A 16,682-nucleotide genomic window follows, 5' to 3' on the forward strand; every position below is an offset into this window, starting at 1 on the left:
CAGGACGCGGCACCCGGCGTCACCCCCGGCGGACGGCCAGCGCCAGATAGCGGGAGTCCCGGTCCTCGTAACGGATCAACTCCCAGCCGCTGCCGGCCAGCAGCGGCCGTAGCTGCGGCTCCGCCCTCAGGTCGTCCGGGGTGAGCGGATGGCCCTTGCGCGCGGCGAGGGCCGCCCGCCCGATGGGGTGGAAGAGCGCCAGCTGGCCACCGGGGCGCACGACCCTGGCCAGTTCGGCCATACCGCCCGCCGGGTCCGGCAGGTGGGACAGCAGTCCCGCGGCGAAGACGGTGTCCAGCGCCGCGCCGGGCAGCGGCAGCCGGGTCACATCGGCCAGCAGCAGCGTCCCGAGGGCGTCCCGCCCGGCCCGGACGGCGGCCCGCAGCATCTCGGGCGTCAGATCGGCGCCCAGCACCGTCCCGCGCGGCCCCACGGCCTCGCGCAGCGCGGGCAGCGCACGCCCGGTGCCACAGCCGGCGTCCAGGACCCGCTCGCCCTGCCGGAGCCCCAGCGCGGCGACGCCCGCGGCGTAGGCGGGACCGTCGTCGGGGAACTTCGCGTCCCAGTGGGCGGCGCGCGCCCCGAAGAACTCCCGGACCTCGTGCGGCCGGTTGCCATGGCGGTCGGTCATCGGGCTCCTTCGGGGGCGGTACGGTCCGCGAGGGCGGCGGTGCCGGCGTAGAGGGCGCCCGCGACCACCAGCGCCACCACGACACCGAGGTTCATGGCGCCCAGTGTGCCCCGTGCCGCGCTGTCGGTGAGCAGGAACCCCACCGCCTTCGCCAGGTGCGGATCGGCGGAGGTGATCAGGCCGAGTCCGACGACGGTGGCGACGACCAGTGAGAACACGGCCGGCCACCCCAGGGCCCGCGGGCCCTGCGGGGCGAAGCCGGTGCGCCGGCGGCGCCACTGCTCCACCAGGAACACCGCCGTCCAGGCGGCCATCGCCACCCCGATGACGGAGAGGAACGCCTGGAAGGTCGCGAAGAAGCCCGGCGAGACGAACAGCAGGTACCAGCCGCCGACGGCCATCAGTGCACCGTCCACCAGGACCGCCAGATGCCGGCGCACCGGGACGCCCAGCGCCAGCAGCGCCATCCCCGAACTGTAGATGTCCATGATCGCCCCGGAGGCGAAACCTCCGACGGCGGTGAGGAGGTACGGCACCAGGAACCAGGTCGGCAGCTGCGCCGCGAGGGCGCTCACGGGATCGGCGGCGGCCGCCCCGGCCAGCTCGGGGGCGCCGGCGTTCAGCAGCACCCCGAAGGCCAGCAGCACCAGCGGGGGCAGCACCCCGCCCAGCGTCGTCCACCCGGTGATCGCCCGGCCGCTGGTCGTCCTCGGCAGGTAACGGCTGTAGTCGGCGCCGCAGTTGACCCAGCCCAGCCCCAACAGCGTCATCGCGAACACCACACCGCCGACCATGGCGCCCGGGCCGCCCCAGGTTCCGCCCCCGAGGGCGGACAGCTCGACACGGTCCGCCATCAGGGCCATGTACACCACGGTCAGTACGGCGATCGTCCAGGTCAGGTACTTCTGCACCGTCATGATCAGCGCATGCCCGAAGATCCCGACGACCACGACGGCGACGGCGGTCACCGCGAAGCACAGCGCCTGCGCCGCCGTGGTCGCCGTTCGCCCGTCGGACCGGGCGAAGGCCCCGGGCGCCACGCGCGCCAGCACCGCGGCGCCGCCCAGTGAGGAGAGCGCGACCAGCACGGTCTCCCAGCCGACATTGGACACATAACTGAACAGGGTCGGCAGCTTGTTGCCCTGCGCCCCGAACGGCACCCGGCTGAGGGCCATGGTCGGCGCACCCGTGCGCGCCCCCGCCGTCGCGATCAGACCGACCAGCAGGAAGGAGAGCTATAGCCGACGGTCCCGGTGACGAGGGCCTGCACGGGGGACAGACCGAGGCCCATCAGGTAGATCCCGTAGGCGATGCCCAGCAGCGACAGCCCCGATGCGGCCCAGGGCCAGAACAGGGACCGGGCGGTGCCGTGCCGCTCGTCCTCGGGCACCGCGTCGAGACCGTGGCGTTCCACGGCGCGCGCCGGGGCAGGGGGCACCGCGGACGGTTCGCTCCGCTCCCGCGACTGCTGCTGCGTCATCCGCACATGATCCCGTACCGGCTGCCATACGGGAGGGGATCCCCGTACTGCTGACCGAATATCACGAAGGGCAAGGTCCGTGGGGTTCTTGATCGGATCGGCTAGCGGCTTTGTCGAATCCGAGGAAATCCGGATGATCGGGCGGTACGGTCCTCGCCATGGATTTCGGACGGCGCTCTGCCGCCGAAGGCTCCTTCCGCCGAGCCATGCATCCGCACACCCCGTGACGCGCAGGACCCGCATCCTGAAGGAGACGGCCGATGAATGCCGCATCAGGGGCCCAGGACGGCACCGCCCCGGACCTCGACCCCGACCTCGCCCTGAAGATCTTAGTCGCGGGCGGATTCGGTGTGGGCAAGACGACCCTGGTGGGCTCGGTCAGTGAGATCCGCCCGCTGCACACCGAGGAAGGGCTCACCGAGGCGGGCGAGGCCGTGGACGACACCGGGGGAGTGGACCGGAAGGCCACCACCACCGTGGCGATGGACTTCGGCCGCATCACCATCCGACAGGGACTCTCCCTCTACCTCTTCGGCACCCCGGGGCAGGATCGTTTCTGGTTTCTGTGGGACGACCTCTCCGAGGGCGCTCTGGGGGCCGTGGTACTGGCCGACACCCGGCGGCTGCAGGACTGCTTCCCGGCGGTCGACTACTTCGAGCGCCGCGCCATCCCCTTCCTGGTGGCCGTCAACTGCTTTGCCGATGCCGGTTCTTACGGGGCCGACGAGGTCGCCCGCGCGCTCGACCTCGACCGCGGCACCCCGGTTGTGCTCTGCGACGCAAGGGACCGCGACTCCGGCAAGGAAGTGCTGGTCCGGCTCGTCGAACACGCGGGGCGCCGGAGGGCGGCCCGGATCCTGGATTCGGTGGGCTGACCGTCGCAGGGGCGGGGCGGGGCGGGACGGGGCTGTGCTGGGTGTGGCGCGGACGCCGGAGGGTCCGTGGACACCGGAAGAACTGTGCCCCGTGTCCCGTACGCTGCCCGCGCCCCGCGCCCCGCGCCCGTGTCCCGTACGCCGCCGGCGCCCCGCCCGCCGCTCGCGTCACGCGCGCCGCCCGGGCCGTGCCCGCCGCCGCGCCACGCGCACGTCAGTCCGCGACCGCGGCGAGGGCCACCACCTTCTCGACCCTCACCCGGACCACCACCTCGCCCGGCACGCCGTTGCGGGCGCCGTACTCCTCCGCGCGGTCCTCGCCCATGTAGCGGGCCGCGATCCTGGTCGCCCAGTGACGTACCTCGGCAAGGTCGTCGCTGACCTCCGCCGTACCCTGCACGGTCACGAAGGCGAACGGCGGCCGCTCGTCGTCGACGCACAGCGCCATCCTGCCGTCACGGGCCAGATTGCGGCCCTTGACCGTCTCCGCCCCCGTGTTGAACACCAGCTGGTCGCCGTCCAGCAGGAACCACACCGGGGCCAGGTGCGGACTGCCGTCGGCCCGTACCGTCGCCAGTTTGCCGGTGCGGGTGCCCTCGGAAAGGAACCTCTGCCACTCGTCCTTCGTCATCTTGTGTGCCATGCAGGACATCCTCCCCGCGGGGCGCGGACCCGTGCCGGCCGGCACGCCGGGCCGCCGGGCCGCTTGCCGAGACGGCGGAGGTGGGACAGGCTGGCACGGCGGTCTGCGGACGGACCGTCAACTGCCGTCCGGCCGGGCGCGCCGACGGGAACACGGGGAGGAAGCGGCAATGGCACTGAGCAGCGGACTCGACTGGCTGCTGGACGATCTGACCAAGCGGGTGGAGAAGGTCCGGCACGCGCTGGTGCTCTCCAACGACGGGCTGGTGACCGGCGCCAGCGAGGGGCTGGGGCGGGAGGACTCCGAGCACCTCGCCGCGGTCGCCTCGGGGCTGCACAGCCTCGCGAAGGGCTCGGCGCTCCACTTCCAGGTCGGGCGGGTGCGCCAGACCATGATCGAGTTCGACGACGGGATGCTGTTCGTGACGGCGGCGGGCGACGGCAGCTGCCTGTGCGTGCTGGCCCGCGCCGACGCCGACATGGGCCAGATCGCCTACGAAATGACCCTGTTGGTCAACCGCGTGGGCGAGCATCTGGGTGTCGCGGTCCGCCAGCCGGAGAGTTATCCACAGGTCGGCGGTCGAGGTTGACGCACTGTGCCTGACCGCCGCTATGGTCGTCACTGTCAGTGATCGACCGAGTGGTGGGGGAACCGGCATGACAGTGATGTGCGACGGGCAGCAGACGCTCACGATGGGCCGAGCGGCCCGCGAACTGGAGCTCAGGAGCGGTGAGTTCGAGCTCGCCACTCAGCTCGGCGAAGTACGAACCCTCCCGGCCGGTGACGAGGACCGGCCGGGCACCGGCGGACCGCCCGGCCGACGCCGCGTCCCGGTGGCGGAGATCGCCCGGTTGCGAGCCGAGCCCGGCTTCCCGGAGGCCCTCCGCGAACGCATCCGCACGGTCAGCACCAATGAGGCCGCCGAGCTGATGGGCATCGGTCCCGGCCGCGTCCTACGACTCACCCGGGCAGGCTGCTTCGCCCCCGTCCGGTTCTATGTGAACCGCTACGGAGCCGTGGTCTGGCTCTACCTCGCGGCCGAGGTCACCGACTTCGCCGACCGCGAGCCCGCCCTGCTGCGGGGCAACACCCCCGCCGCGATGCGGGTGATGCTCGCCGGCGGACAGGACTGGCGGGCACGCCAATGGCGCAGCCGTAGAGTCGCCCAGCTCATGGGGCAGACCGAAGACCCCTGGGAAACGGCGGCGGTGCTCGCCGCCGTCCTCCCGCCCGAGGAGCTCGCCTCGGTCGCCGGAAACCCGGTAGAGAGGGCCCTGCTGCGCCGGCTGCGGCCCGCCTTCGCCACGGTCATCACCGCCACCCCGGCGGCCCGCGACGCCTTCGAACGGGTGGTGACGGCCGACGAGTTCGACGAGGTGCTCTGGTACCGCGTCCACCTCACCCGGACCCTCGAAAGGGCCCGCAGGGATGAGCCCGGGCGTCTGCGGACACCGACCGCCGCCCGCTCCGGCGACCGCCCGGGCCTACCACCCGGCTTCCCGAACAGGCCCTCCTGGGGCGGCCGGACGCCTCCCTACAGCGCCCGGAAGAGTCCCTCCTGGACGACCGAGACAGCATCCTGCCCTCCCGGTCGTAGATCCGGCCACGGGCCAGCCCTCGCCCTCCGGTGGCGATCGGCGACTCCTGGTCGTAGAGGAACCACTCGTCCGCACGGAACGGCCGGTGGAACCACATCGCATGGTCCAGCGACGCCATGTCGAAGCCACGCGGGCCCCAGAGCGGCTCGACCGGGATGCGCACCGCATCCAGCAGCGTCATATCGCTGGCATACGTCAGCGCGCAGGTGTGGACGAGCGGATCGTCGCCCAGCGGCCCGACCGCCCGCATCCACACCGCGCTGCGCGGCTCCGCTCCCTCGACCTCTTCGGGCGTCCACCGCAGCCGGTCGACGTACCGGATGTCGAACGGCTGCCGGCGTGCCATGTTCTCCAGCGCCTCGGGCAGCCCGCCCAGGTGCTCCCGGATCTCCTCCGTGACCCTCGGCAGCTCCTCCGGATCGGGCACCACCCGACGCATCGGCAACTGATGATCGAAGCCGGGCTCCGGCTTGTGAAAGGAAGCGGTCAGATTGAAAATCGTGCGCCCCTCCTGGACGGCCACCACACGGCGTGTGGTGAAGGAACGCCCATCGCGCACCCGCTCCACCAGGTACACGATCGGCACGCCCGGCCGGCCCGGCCGCAGGAAGTACGCATGGAGCGAATGCACCGGGCGGTCCCCCTCCGTGGTCCGCCCGGCAGCGACCAGCGCCTGCCCCGCGACCTGTCCGCCGAAGACCCGCTGGAGACTCTCCTGCGGACTGCGGCCCCGGAAGATGTTCACCTCGATCTGCTCAAGATCCAGCAGGTCGACCAGCTTCTCCGCAGGATTCGTCATGACCGGTGGCCCTCCGTCACATCCCTCGGCGGCCTCGGGCGAAGCCGCCGCCTTACATCTGACCCACGTCCGTCACCCGCACCACTGCGCGCCCCTCCTCGTCGGAGGCGGCGAGATCCACCTCCGCGGAGATGCCCCAGTCGTGATCGCCGTTCGGGTCGGCGAAAGTCTGCCGCACCTTCCACAGCCCGTGCTCGGCGTCCTCCTGGATCTGCAGCAGCTTCGGTCCCCGCGCATCCGGCCCGGTGCCCAGCTCCTCGTACTCGTCCCAGTAGGCATCCAGTGCCTCACCCCAGGCATCCGCGTCCCAGCCGGAATCGGCGTCCAGCTCGCCGAGCTCCTCGACCTTGTCCAGCGCCGCCAGCTCCACCCGCCGGAACATCGCATTGCGCACCAGCACCCGGAACGCCCGCGCATTGGCGGTGACCGGCCGGACCTGATCCGCGCGCTCCTGCGCCTGCTCCGCCGTCTCCTCCTCGGGGTTGGCGAGCTGCTCCCACTCGTCCAGCAGACTGGAGTCGACCTGCCGCACCATCTCGCCCAACCAGGCGATGATGTCCTCGAAGTCCTCGGACTTCAGATCGTCCGGCACGGTGTGGTCCAGCGCCTTGAACGCGCTCGCCAGGTAGCGCAGCACGATGCCCTCGGTGCGCGCCAGCTCGTAGTGGGACGTGAACTCCGTGAAGGTCATCGCGCGCTCGTACATATCGCGGATGACCGACTTCGGCGACAGCGGATGGTCACCGACCCATGGGTGGCTCTTGCGGTACAACCCGTACGCATGGGAGAGCACTTCTTCCAGCGGCTTGGGGTACTCGACGTCCATGAGCCGTTCCATGCGCTCTTCGTACTCGACGCCGTCGGCCTTCATCTGGGCCACCGCCTCGCCGCGCGCCTTGTTCTGCTGCGCCGCGAGGATCTGCCGGGGGTCGTCCAGCGTGGACTCCACCACCGACACCATGTCCAGGGCGTAGGAAGGCGACTCGGGGTCGAGCAGATCGAACGCGGCCAGCGCGAACGTCGACAGCGGCTGGTTGAGCGCGAAGTCCTGCTGCAGGTCGACCGTCAGTCGGACGATCCGGCCCTCCGCGTCCGGCTCGGCCAGCCGCTCCACGATCCCGCCGTCCACCAGCGACCGATAGATCGCGATGGCGCGCCGGATGTGCTTCAGCTGGTTCTTGCGCGGCTCGTGATTGTCCTCAAGGAGCGTGCGCATCGCATCGAAGGCATTGCCGGGCCGGGCGATCACCGACAGCAGCATCGTGTGCGTCACCCGGAAGCGCGAGGTCAGTGGCTCCGGATCGGAGGCGATCAGCTTCTCGAAGGTGTTCTCGGTCCAATTGACAAAGCCCTCGGGGGCCTTCTTGCGGACCACCTTCCGCCGCTTCTTCGGGTCGTCGCCCGCCTTGGCCAGCGCCTTCTCGTTCTCCACGACATGCTCGGGAGCCTGCGCCACCACGAAGCCCGCCGTGTCGAAGCCCGCCCGGCCGGCCCGCCCTGCGATCTGATGGAACTCCCGTGCCCGCAGCGTCCGCACCCGCGACCCGTCGTACTTGGTCAGCGCGGTGAACAACACCGTGCGGATGGGCACATTGACGCCCACGCCCAGGGTGTCCGTTCCGCAGATCACCTTCAACAGGCCGGCCTGCGCCAGCTTCTCCACCAGCCTGCGGTACTTCGGCAGCATGCCGGCGTGGTGCACCCCGATGCCGTGGCGGACGTACCGCGACAGATTCCTGCCGAACTTCGTGGTGAACCGGAAGTTCCCGATCAGCTGGGCGATCTCGTCCTTCTCGGCCCGCGTGCACATATTGATGCTCATCAGCGCCTGAGCCCGCTCCACGGCGGCGGCCTGGGTGAAGTGCACGATGTAGACGGGGGACTGGCGGGTTTCCAGCAGCTCGGTGAGCGTCTCCGTCAGCCCCGTGGTCCGGTACTCGTACGACAACGGCACCGGCCGGGTCGCCGAACGCACCACCGACGTCGGCTTTCCGGTGCGCCGGGTCAGGTCCTCCTCGAAGCGCGACATATCGCCGAGCGTCGCCGACATCAGGATGAACTGCGCCTGTGGCAGCTCCAGCAGCGGGATCTGCCAGGCCCAGCCGCGGTCCGGCTCGGCGTAGAAATGGAACTCGTCCATCACGACCTGGCCGATGTCGGCGTCCTTGCCGTCCCGGAGCGCGATCGAGGCCAGGACCTCGGCGGTGCAGCAGATGACCGGCGCATCGGCATTCACTGAGGCGTCGCCGGTGAGCATGCCCACGTTCTCGGTGCCGAACAGCTTGCAGAGGTCGAAGAACTTCTCCGACACCAGTGCCTTGATCGGTGCGGTGTAGAAGGTGACCTGGTCATTGGCGAGCGCGGTGAAGTGTGCGCCGGCGGCCACCATGCTCTTGCCGGAGCCGGTGGGGGTGGACAGGATGACGTTGGCCCCCGAGACCACCTCGATCAACGCCTCTTCCTGGGCGGGATAGAGCGAGATGCCCTGCTGCTCGGCCCAGCCCGAGAAGGCTTCGAAGAGGGCATCGGGGTCGGCGTCGTTCGGCAGATGATCGATGAGGGTCACGCCCCCCATACTGCCTGTCTTCGGCCCGGATCAGTGAACCGGCGACCAGGGCGCCCCACAACCCAAGATCAACGGACCCGCGGTCCCCCCCCACCGTACCCGCCCCCGCCGGCCCTGTTCTCCCGAAGCTGCCGCGAAGTGACAACTAGCTCTCTGTAGCGAATTGGGGGTGGGCTTGTCAGCGTTTTCGATCTTCTGGGTCCATCGGGGGCCGTGCTCGGCGACGTTGGTCCGGTCATGACGAGGAGCCCGAGGTGCGGCAGGAGTGGGAGCCCGGAGGACCTGATCGAGGTCTGGACGCTGCTGGAGGAGGATCAGGAGCGGCTGCGGAACAAGTCGGGGGCGAACCGGTTGGGGTTCGCGCTGTTGCTGAAGTTCTTCGAGGTGGAGGCCCGGTTCCCGGAGAACGCCGAGGAGATGCCGGTGCCGGCGGTGGCGTACGTCGCCCAGCAGGTGAAGGTGCCCGCCGAGGAGTGGGCCGCGTACGACTGGGCGGGGCGGGCGATCAAGCGGCACCGGATGGAGATCCGAGGCGCGTTCGGCTTCCGCGAGTGCACGGAGGAGGACCAGGCCCAACTCGCCGAGTGGCTGGCGGTGGAGCTGTGCGGGGTGGAGCTGTCGAGGGACCGGCTGGCGGAGGCTGTGGTGGCCCGCTGCCGCAAGGACAGGCTGGAGCCGCCAACGCCGGGGCGTATCGCCCGCCTGGTGGGGTCGGCGGTCAACACCTTCGAGGAACGGTTCTGCGCGACCACGGTGGGCCGGCTGTCCGCGGCTACCCGGTCCCGGCTGGATGACCTGATCGCCGAGGACGCCGACGCGAGCGAGGACAGCACGGGCGGCGGGGGCATGTTCTTCACCGAGCTGAAGGCCGACCCGGGCGCGCTGGGGCTGGACAGCCTGCTGGCGGAGGTGAACAAGCTCCAGCGGGTCCGTGCGCTGGAGCTGCCGCCGGAGCTGTTCGGGGACGTGTCGGAGAAGCTGGTGGCCGCCTGGCGGGCACGGGCGTCGAAGGAGTACCCCTCGGAATGGCACCAGCGCTACCGCGGGCCCGGGGTGATGATCTACTGGCACGTCGAGAAGAAGTCGCTGTGCGTCTACAGCCAGCTCAAGTCCTGCTCGGCCTCCGAGGTCGCCGCGATGATCGAGGGCGTGCTGCGGCACTGCACGGACGTGGAGATCGACCGGCAGTACACCGACACGCACGGCGCTTCCATCGTCGGGTTCGCCTTCGCCCACATGCTCGGCTTCAACCTGCTCCCCAGGCTGAAGAACGTCGGCTCGGCGCGGCTGTACCGGCCGACGGCCGGGGAGGACGAGAAGTGGCCGCACCTGGCGCCGGTGCTGTCGACCAAGACGATCGACTGGGACCTGATCCGCCAACAGTACGACCAGATCGTGAAGTACACCACCGCACTGCGCCTGGGCACCGCTGAGGCCGAGCAGGTCCTGCGCCGCTTCACCCGCGGCGGGCCGAAGCACCCCACGTACCGGGCGATCGAGGAACTGGGGCGGGCGGTGCGTACGGCGTTCATCTGCGACTACCTCGCGGACGCCGACCTGCGCCGGGAGATCAACGACGGGCTCCAGGTCGTGGAGAACTGGAACAGCGCCAACCACGACCTGTTCTATGGCAAGGACGGCGACCTGACCGGCTCCGACAAGGAGTCCCAGGAGGTGTCCATGCTCGCGCTGCACCTGCTCCAGTCCGCGCTGGTGCACGTCAACACCCTGCTCCTCCAGGACATCCTGAGCGAGGAGAAGTGGCAGAAGCGGCTCAACGACGCCGACCGGCGGGCCCTGTCCCCGTTGTTCTGGACGCACGTGAACCCCTACGGCCGGTTCGAGCTGGACATGAACTCCCACCTCGCCCTCGCCGCCGCGGCGGCCACGCTGCCCGGCCCCCGCACTCCGCCCGAGGCGGAAACCGCACGGTCCGCGGCGGCCGGGTCGGCATCCTGAAGACCCCAGGCCGGCGTCGCCGGCGGGCGGCTGGATCGTTGACTCGTACTACGGGGTGGTGAGGGTGTCGAGCCGGGCGGCGAGGTCGGGGTAGGCGGCGGCCAGGTGGGGGCGGGTGGCGGTCAGCGGGGCGATGAGGTCGGCGGGATCGTCGTGTGCGAGGGCCGCGTGCAGTTCGGTGACCGGGCGGCGGGCAGCTGGGGGAAGGTCGGTGAGTGCTGTGATCTGGCCGGCGAGGCGGCGCAGGTCGGCCGCGTTGCGGCGGGCCCAGGCGGCGGTGGTGCGGTTGGCGGCGCGGGCCTGGCGGGTGGCCGTCACGCGCTGCTCGCCAGTAGTCCCGGCCGGGCCGGGGCGGCCGCGCAGGTAGCGGCGCTCGGCGGCCTGGCGGCTGGCGACGCCCAGGGGGGAGGCGAGGTCGGCCCAGCTGGCGCCCGCGTCGCGGGCGGTTTCGATCAGGCCGGTCTCCCATCCGGCCAGCTGCTCGCGGACCTGTCGCAGCAGCAGCAGGGAGGCCAGGGCCTGCTCCGGGCCCGGGCCGGCCTCGGTGCCGTGGGGGGTCTTGTGCTGGGCGGCGCGCAGGGCGTCGTCTATGGCATCAAGGGCCGCCGCGGCGGCGAGGAACGACGCCGGGCTGTGGGCGTCGGTGCTGGGCGAGGACGGCTGGTCGGCCGGGGTCACGGGCACCTCCCTCGGGTTGTCATCAGGTAGACGACATCATGTTTGTCATCCATTGGATGACATGTTACAACGGTGTCAGTGAGGCGCATTGGCAGTAACTGCCTGAACCTGCTGGAGGTGTTTTCACGATGTTGATGCGCACTGACCCCTTCCGTGAGCTGGACCGGCTGGCACAGCAGCTGATGGGCCCGGGCACCTGGTCGAAGCCGTCGGTGATGCCGATGGACGCCTACCGCGAGGGCGACGAGTACGTGGTGGCCTTCGATCTCCCCGGTGTCACCGCGGACGCGATCGACATCGACGTCGAGCGGAACATGCTGACGGTCAAGGCCGAGCGTCGGCCGGTGGCGAAGACCGACGACGTGCAGATGGAGCTGTCCGAGCGGCCGCTGGGCGTCTTCTCCCGCCAGATCGTGCTCGCCGACACCCTCGACACCGAGCACATCAAGGCCGACTACGACGCGGGCGTGCTCACCCTGCGCATCCCGATCGCCGAGCGCGCCAAGCCCCGCAAGATCTCCATCGGCGTCGGGACCGGCCACAAGGAGATCTCCGGCTGACACCGGCCGGCCAGGTGCGGAGGACGGGCACCTGATCTCCCCCCTCACCCGCCCTCCGCGCCTCTACGGGCATCCGAAGAGACACGAAGGGGTGGCGGCCGAGATGACTCTGCGACGCGAAGCGTTCCTCGACCACGTCAAGGAGCGCGGCGAGTACGGCACCGTGGAGGAAGCCGAGCGCGCGGCCCGTGTGGTGCTCGCCCTGCTCGGCGCGCACCTGGTCGGCGAGGTCCGCGCCCAGCTGGCAGCCCGCCTGCCGGAGGGCTTCGCCCTGATCCTGCTCAACCCGCTGCAGAGCGCCGAACCGCTGTCGACGGAGCGGTTCGTGCGGGCGACCGCGGCCTGGATCGAGGGCGCCACCGAGCAGACCGCGACCTGGGACGTCAGCGCCGTGCTATCCACGGTCGCCGACACCGCCGGCGACGACCTGCTGGGCCAGATCCTGCTCCAGCTCCCCGCCGGCTACGACTTGCTCTTCGGCCACCCCCAACCCACCTGACCATCGGTGCCGCGCACCGGCACCACCGCTCCACGAAAGGCATCCACCGCAGTGATCACCGACGTGCGCGTACCGCTTGAGCACCAACAGCCGTACAGGGCGGCGTACGGGCAGATGCTGGATAAGGTCCGCTACGAAGGCGCGTACCCCACCCGCGAGCGAGCCGACGAAGCCGTCCGCCTGGTCCTTTCCGGGCTGGGACGCCAGTTGACCGGCGACGAGCGCGTCGACCTGGCCGCCTGCCTGCCCCTGGAGGCCGCACGTGTCCTGACCGCGCAGATCCCCGACACTCAGCCGCTGACCGGATGGGCCTTCGTCAAGGACCTCGCCGCCCGCTCCGGCGCCTCCCTGGCCACCACCCGCTGGGACACGGGCTCCGTCTTCGCGGCCGTCGCCGCCCACGCCGGCCCCGAACTGATCACCCGCATCCTCCACCAGCTCCCCACCGGCTGGGCCCTGCTGTTCGGCCAAGCCGAACTCACCCCGGCCGCGTAAACGGGCACCCGGCCCCCAGGACCGCAACAGGGCCCGCCCCGATCTCTCCGGCCGGCTCGCTTGGTGAAGTCCCCGATCCGCGCGATCGGGGACTTCCGCCTTTGCTGTCACCATCCTGGCCCCGTCGGCCGCTCCGCGTCGCGATCCCCCCGGACGAGCAGGGCGCGCTGATGCGCGAGCTCGGGGAAGATCGCTCACTGCCGCCCGGCCGACGTGTAGCTGTGCGTGGTGACCGCCGCGCGCGGTGATTCTCATAAACGGTCCTTTGCCCGAGCAAGATCGATAACAGGCTGCCGAACCCCCGCCGATCCCCGATCGGTTCTCAGAACCCGTTCTCACTCAAAACTGGCTCGGACCCCCTTCTGAGACTTGCATTGTGCGAAAATCCGGGCCCATGACGGCCCCTCAGCACTCTTCCCCAAAGCCGACCGGTCGGACGCGGACGACGTCGAACAGCACGCCTGTCCGAAGTGCGACGCACAGCCCGGCTCGCCCTGCCGCTCGCGCGGCGGTGCGGTCGCCTCCGCCTACCACACCCGCCGCTTCACCATGGTCCCCCGGCTGAAGAAGGCACTGCGCGTGCCGACCCCGGCCGACCGCGGCCCGGGCCGGCCGTGGCGGCCTGGCACCGCGCCCCGGCGCCGATCGACCCGGACCTGCCGAGCGCCGACATCCGCATCGGCTACGCGAGATGCTCGACCCTCGGCCAGGAACTCGACTCCCAGCTCGTGGAGGGGCTCGACACCGCGGCCCGCAAGGGCAAGCACGGCGGCCAGCCACCTGTCATCACCGACGATATGCTGCACACCGTGCTCCGCAGGCGGGCACTGAGTGAGTCCGTCGAGCAGATCCAGCCCGACCTGTTCATCCCCACCGGCAAGCGCAAGGGGCAGAACCCCTCCGTCGCCAGCATCTACCGGGCGCTCGCCGAGCCCGCCAAGCGCGAGGCCTACCCCGAAGCCGTCGAACAAGCCCACGCTGATTTCCCCGCCCTCACCGGCAGCGAAGTTCCTGAACCTCGCACAGAAGCCAAGGCCCTAACGACACGCTGAGTTACTTGTCACTTCGCGGCAGCTTCGGGAGAACAGGGCCCCGCCGGGCGACCTGGGCAGGGACGGCCGACACTTCATCGCGGCCTTGTGCCGGCCCGAGTGTCCCCGAGTCGTACGTCCCTCTGTCGGCATTTGCTACGGATTGCGATGGGGGGAGTGCGTTGCGTGGGGAGTGCGGGTGTGGTTGTCGGGTGCTCTGTGGGTGACGCCGAGGGCGGGACGTGGCGGAGATCACCATGATCGCCTGTGTCCCGGGGTGGGTGTGATTGCGGAGGCCGGCGAGGCCGTCGATCCGCACGTGAGCCGGCTGGCCTACCAGGCAGCGGCGACCCGCCGGGGCGGCCGGACAGGGCGGCCGGGCGGGACAGCCGGAGGAGCCTCCCCGGGTGCGGGTGCGGGTGCGGGTGCGGGTGCGGGTGCGGGTGCGGGTGCGGGGGGAGGGGAGGGGAGGGGAGGGGAAGGGTGGGTGTTCGCTGCCGATGGTCAGGGGGCTATGTCCGGCCCGGGGGCTCGAAGAGGGGGCCTCGCGCAGCTATCGGCGACGGTGTCGGCGAACGTGCGGGCGAGCGGGGGGAGCGCGTCCCAGCGGCGTACGGCCCAGCCGACGGAAAGCGGCGGCAACGCCGGGATGGGGACGAGGCGCAGCCCGTCGCCGTCGCTCGGTACCGGAAGCCCCGGTACGGCGGGGACGACGGCGTGCCCCAGGCCGAGTTCGGCCAGCAGCAGAGCCGTGTCCCAGTCGGCCACGCTGGTGTCCGAGCCGCTTCGGATGCCCAACTCGGCGAAGGCCGCATCCAGTTGGGTGCCTGAGGTGGAGTTCGGCGGAAGCCGTACGAGGCGAATGCGGTCGAGGTCCGAGGAGTCGATGTGCGAGTGGGCCGCGAGCCGGTCGTCGGCCCGTACCGCGAGCACCCAGGGCAGGTCGACCACCGGCCGCTGCTCGATGCCGCGGACCGGGCCGCCGATAGTGATCCACGCCAGGTCCAGGTTGCTGGCCAGGAGCGCGTCGAAGCAGCTACGACTGGAGGTCTCGGTCCGGAACTCCAGGTTCACCTTGGGGTAGCGCCGGCGGAAGGAGACGACCGCCTCGGCCATGAAGTGCCGCACGGTCGTTCCTCCGGTCGTGATCCGCACGGTGCCGCTCTCCCCGTTCGCCAGGTCCCCGAGGCGGTGCAACGCACGATCGAGCCCTGCTATCCCATCGGCGGCGGCGTCGCACAGGATGTGCCCGGCGGCCGTGGGCGCGACCCCGCGAGGCTGTCGCTCCAGCAGGCTCATACCGGTCTCCCGCTCCAGCCGCTTCACATGCTGGCTCACCGCCGACTGCGTACAGGCCAGATCCCGGGCCACGGCACTGAGGCTCCCGGCCCGGCACACGGCCACGAACACCCGTAGATCATCCAGAGTCACAGGACCCAAGCTATACCTTGGGTTGGGCGAGCAATTCCCAGGATTGACTAGGGAGTTCGGGGCCACGAAGATCGTTGTAGGGCCCAGGCGGCAACCCGTCCGGTGCCTTCGCAGGGATCCGGACCAGGCGAAGGTGCCGTACGGGTGCCGACCGCCACGCACCGCAAAGACGCCGCAAGAAGAGCGAACGAAGACCGCAAGCAGGCCGCCAGGAGACCGCAAGGACTTTCAACGGAGCCGCTGCACACCGCAGGGCCGAACTCGTCGCCGTGATCGGTGCCAAGGCCCCACCCGCACCCCTTGCCCGCTGCTGCCCGCTGCTCGTGTGGAGATCATCTGACGTACGCTGTGTCGCCGACCGGGCGTCAGAGGCGCGGCGGTGAGCGAGCGAAGCACAAGAGCAAGGGGTGGGAACGACCATGATGGGACCGGCGCACTCGCTGTCCGGGGCCGCGGCTTGGCTGGGGGTGGGCGCGGCGGCCGCTGCCGCCGGGTACCCCATGCCCTGGCCGGTGCTCGTCTCCGGTGCCCTGATCTGTGCCGGGGCGGCACTCGCCCCGGACCTCGACCACAAGTCCGCCACCATTTCGAGGGCGTTCGGGCCGCTCTCACGCGGGCTGTGCGAAGTGGTCGACAACATCTCGCACGCGGTCTACAAGGCGACCAAAATGCGCGGTGACAGCAACCGTTCCGGGGGCCACCGCACGCTCACCCACACCTGGGTGTGGGCGGTGCTGGTCGGCGGCGGGGCGTCCTGGGTGGCGATGCAGGGCGGTCGTTGGGCGGTGCTGGGCATCCTCTTCGTGCACATGGTGCTCGCCATCGAGGGCCTGCTCTGGAGGGCGGCCCGGGTCTCCAGCGATGTGCTGGTCTGGCTGCTGGGCGCGGCCTCGGCCTGGATCCTGGCCGGCGTCCTCGACCAGCCGGGCAACGGCGCGAGCTGGCTGTTCGGCGATCCGGGGCAGCAGTACCTCTGGCTGGGCCTGCCCATAGTGCTCGGCGCGCTGGTCCATGACATCGGTGATGCGCTGACGGTCTCCGGCTGCCCCATCCTGTGGCCCATCCCGATCGGCCGTAAGCGCTGGTACCCGGTCGGTCCGCCCAAGGGCATGCGCTTCAAGGCCGGCAGCTGGGTGGAGATGAAGGTGCTGATGCCGGTGTTCATGTTGCTGGGCGGTCTGGGGGGCCTGGGCGCGCTCGGCCACCTCTGAAACCGGCCACGCCGCCACCGCCCGGCGACGGGGCGGAAGCCCCATGGCGCGTGCGCAGCGTGTCCGTCGCCCAGGTTCCGCGCCATCGACAGGACCGGGGCACGGGATCGGAGCACGAGATCGGGGCCACGGGGCACTGCCGCCCCGTGGCCCCGCTGCATGAGCATCCAGCGGGCAGCCGCCCGGCCGCCCAGCCGCCCAGCGGCCCAGCGGCCCCGCTCGCCCG

The 16,682-nt window shown here is 70.8% G+C and carries 15 protein-coding genes and 2 pseudogenes; 9 read left to right on the forward strand and 8 right to left on the reverse strand.

All coding sequences use genetic code 11. From position 1 onward, the window contains the following. Nucleotides 1-19: 19 nt before the first annotated feature. The 3 genes from AB0G84_RS18620 to AB0G84_RS18630 are packed head-to-tail and all read right to left on the reverse strand — an operon-like array spanning nt 20 to nt 2,111. Nucleotides 20-631 (reverse strand): methyltransferase domain-containing protein, encoded by a 612-nt coding sequence (locus AB0G84_RS18620; protein ID WP_361321430.1) that lies wholly within the window; start codon nt 629-631, stop codon nt 20-22. Then, entirely contained in the window at nt 628-1,806 is a 1,179-nt protein-coding gene (locus AB0G84_RS18625) for a cytosine permease (protein WP_361321432.1), read from the reverse strand. Before AB0G84_RS18625 ends, AB0G84_RS18620 begins: the two co-directional genes overlap by 4 nt. A gap of 35 nt (nt 1,807-1,841) precedes the next feature. Further along, on the reverse strand, nt 1,842-2,111 hold the full coding sequence (locus AB0G84_RS18630) for a hypothetical protein (protein WP_361321434.1): 270 nt from the start codon (nt 2,109-2,111) through the stop codon (nt 1,842-1,844). A 260-nt stretch (nt 2,112-2,371) separates the two neighbouring features. Here AB0G84_RS18630 and AB0G84_RS18635 point away from each other — a divergent pair, with 260 nt between their 5' ends. After that, on the forward strand, nt 2,372-2,986 hold the full coding sequence (locus AB0G84_RS18635; RefSeq protein ID WP_361321436.1) for an ATP/GTP-binding protein: 615 nt from the start codon (nt 2,372-2,374) through the stop codon (nt 2,984-2,986). Between the two features lie 214 nt (nt 2,987-3,200). Here the strand turns inward: AB0G84_RS18635 and AB0G84_RS18640 are convergent, their stop codons facing one another. Then, nucleotides 3,201-3,629, reverse strand: a complete 429-nt coding sequence (locus AB0G84_RS18640; protein WP_361321438.1) for a PPOX class F420-dependent oxidoreductase — start codon at nt 3,627-3,629, stop codon at nt 3,201-3,203. Between the two features lie 169 nt (nt 3,630-3,798). On the opposite strand from AB0G84_RS18640, the gene AB0G84_RS18645 reads away from it, so the two are divergent. Continuing rightward, nucleotides 3,799-4,218, forward strand: coding sequence for a roadblock/LC7 domain-containing protein (locus tag AB0G84_RS18645; RefSeq protein ID WP_361321440.1), 420 nt, complete (start codon nt 3,799-3,801; stop codon nt 4,216-4,218). A gap of 103 nt (nt 4,219-4,321) precedes the next feature. Beyond that, nucleotides 4,322-5,008: pseudogene (locus tag AB0G84_RS18650) on the forward strand (DUF6397 family protein); the annotation flags it as partial. A 155-nt stretch (nt 5,009-5,163) separates the two neighbouring features. Here AB0G84_RS18650 and AB0G84_RS18655 read toward each other — a convergent pair. Both AB0G84_RS18655 and AB0G84_RS18660 read right to left on the reverse strand, forming a co-directional pair. After that, nucleotides 5,164-6,026, reverse strand: a pseudogene (locus AB0G84_RS18655) (acyl-CoA thioesterase II). Nucleotides 6,027-6,078: 52 nt separating this feature from the next. Further along, nucleotides 6,079-8,592 carry a DUF3516 domain-containing protein gene (locus tag AB0G84_RS18660; protein WP_361321442.1) on the reverse strand — a complete coding sequence of 838 codons (2,514 nt, stop codon included), beginning with the start codon at nt 8,590-8,592 and terminating at the stop codon, nt 6,079-6,081. Nucleotides 8,593-8,829: 237 nt separating this feature from the next. Here AB0G84_RS18660 and AB0G84_RS18665 point away from each other — a divergent pair, with 237 nt between their 5' ends. Beyond that, complete coding sequence (locus tag AB0G84_RS18665) at nt 8,830-10,551, forward strand: Tn3 family transposase (RefSeq protein WP_361321444.1); 1,722 nt, start codon at nt 8,830-8,832, stop codon at nt 10,549-10,551. Nucleotides 10,552-10,599: 48 nt separating this feature from the next. On the opposite strand, the gene AB0G84_RS18670 is transcribed toward AB0G84_RS18665, so the two are convergent. Continuing rightward, a complete protein-coding gene (locus AB0G84_RS18670) occupies nt 10,600-11,229 on the reverse strand; it encodes a type III effector protein (protein WP_361321446.1) in 630 nt (209 codons plus the stop codon). 128 nt (nt 11,230-11,357) lie between these two features. Here AB0G84_RS18670 and AB0G84_RS18675 point away from each other — a divergent pair, with 128 nt between their 5' ends. From AB0G84_RS18675 to AB0G84_RS18690, 4 genes are all read left to right on the forward strand, one after another. Then, a complete protein-coding gene (locus AB0G84_RS18675; RefSeq protein ID WP_361321448.1) occupies nt 11,358-11,789 on the forward strand; it encodes an Hsp20/alpha crystallin family protein in 432 nt (143 codons plus the stop codon). 103 nt (nt 11,790-11,892) lie between these two features. Continuing rightward, nucleotides 11,893-12,288, forward strand: a complete 396-nt coding sequence (locus AB0G84_RS18680; RefSeq protein WP_361321450.1) for a DUF2267 domain-containing protein — start codon at nt 11,893-11,895, stop codon at nt 12,286-12,288. Between the two features lie 51 nt (nt 12,289-12,339). Continuing rightward, nucleotides 12,340-12,783, forward strand: a complete 444-nt coding sequence (locus tag AB0G84_RS18685) for a DUF2267 domain-containing protein (protein WP_361321452.1) — start codon at nt 12,340-12,342, stop codon at nt 12,781-12,783. 614 nt (nt 12,784-13,397) lie between these two features. Further along, a complete protein-coding gene (locus AB0G84_RS18690; protein ID WP_361321454.1) occupies nt 13,398-13,835 on the forward strand; it encodes a hypothetical protein in 438 nt (145 codons plus the stop codon). Nucleotides 13,836-14,318: 483 nt separating this feature from the next. Here AB0G84_RS18690 and AB0G84_RS18695 read toward each other — a convergent pair whose 3' ends face one another. Further along, complete coding sequence (locus AB0G84_RS18695) at nt 14,319-15,245, reverse strand: LysR family transcriptional regulator (RefSeq protein ID WP_361321456.1); 927 nt, start codon at nt 15,243-15,245, stop codon at nt 14,319-14,321. Nucleotides 15,246-15,664: 419 nt separating this feature from the next. Between AB0G84_RS18695 and AB0G84_RS18700 the strand changes: the two genes are divergently transcribed. Further along, nucleotides 15,665-16,456, forward strand: coding sequence for a metal-dependent hydrolase (locus tag AB0G84_RS18700; protein WP_361321503.1), 792 nt, complete (start codon nt 15,665-15,667; stop codon nt 16,454-16,456). Nucleotides 16,457-16,682: the final 226 nt, after the last annotated feature.

The organism is Streptomyces sp. NPDC020742 (assembly GCF_040641675.1).
Taxonomy (GTDB): domain Bacteria; phylum Actinomycetota; class Actinomycetes; order Streptomycetales; family Streptomycetaceae; genus Streptomyces.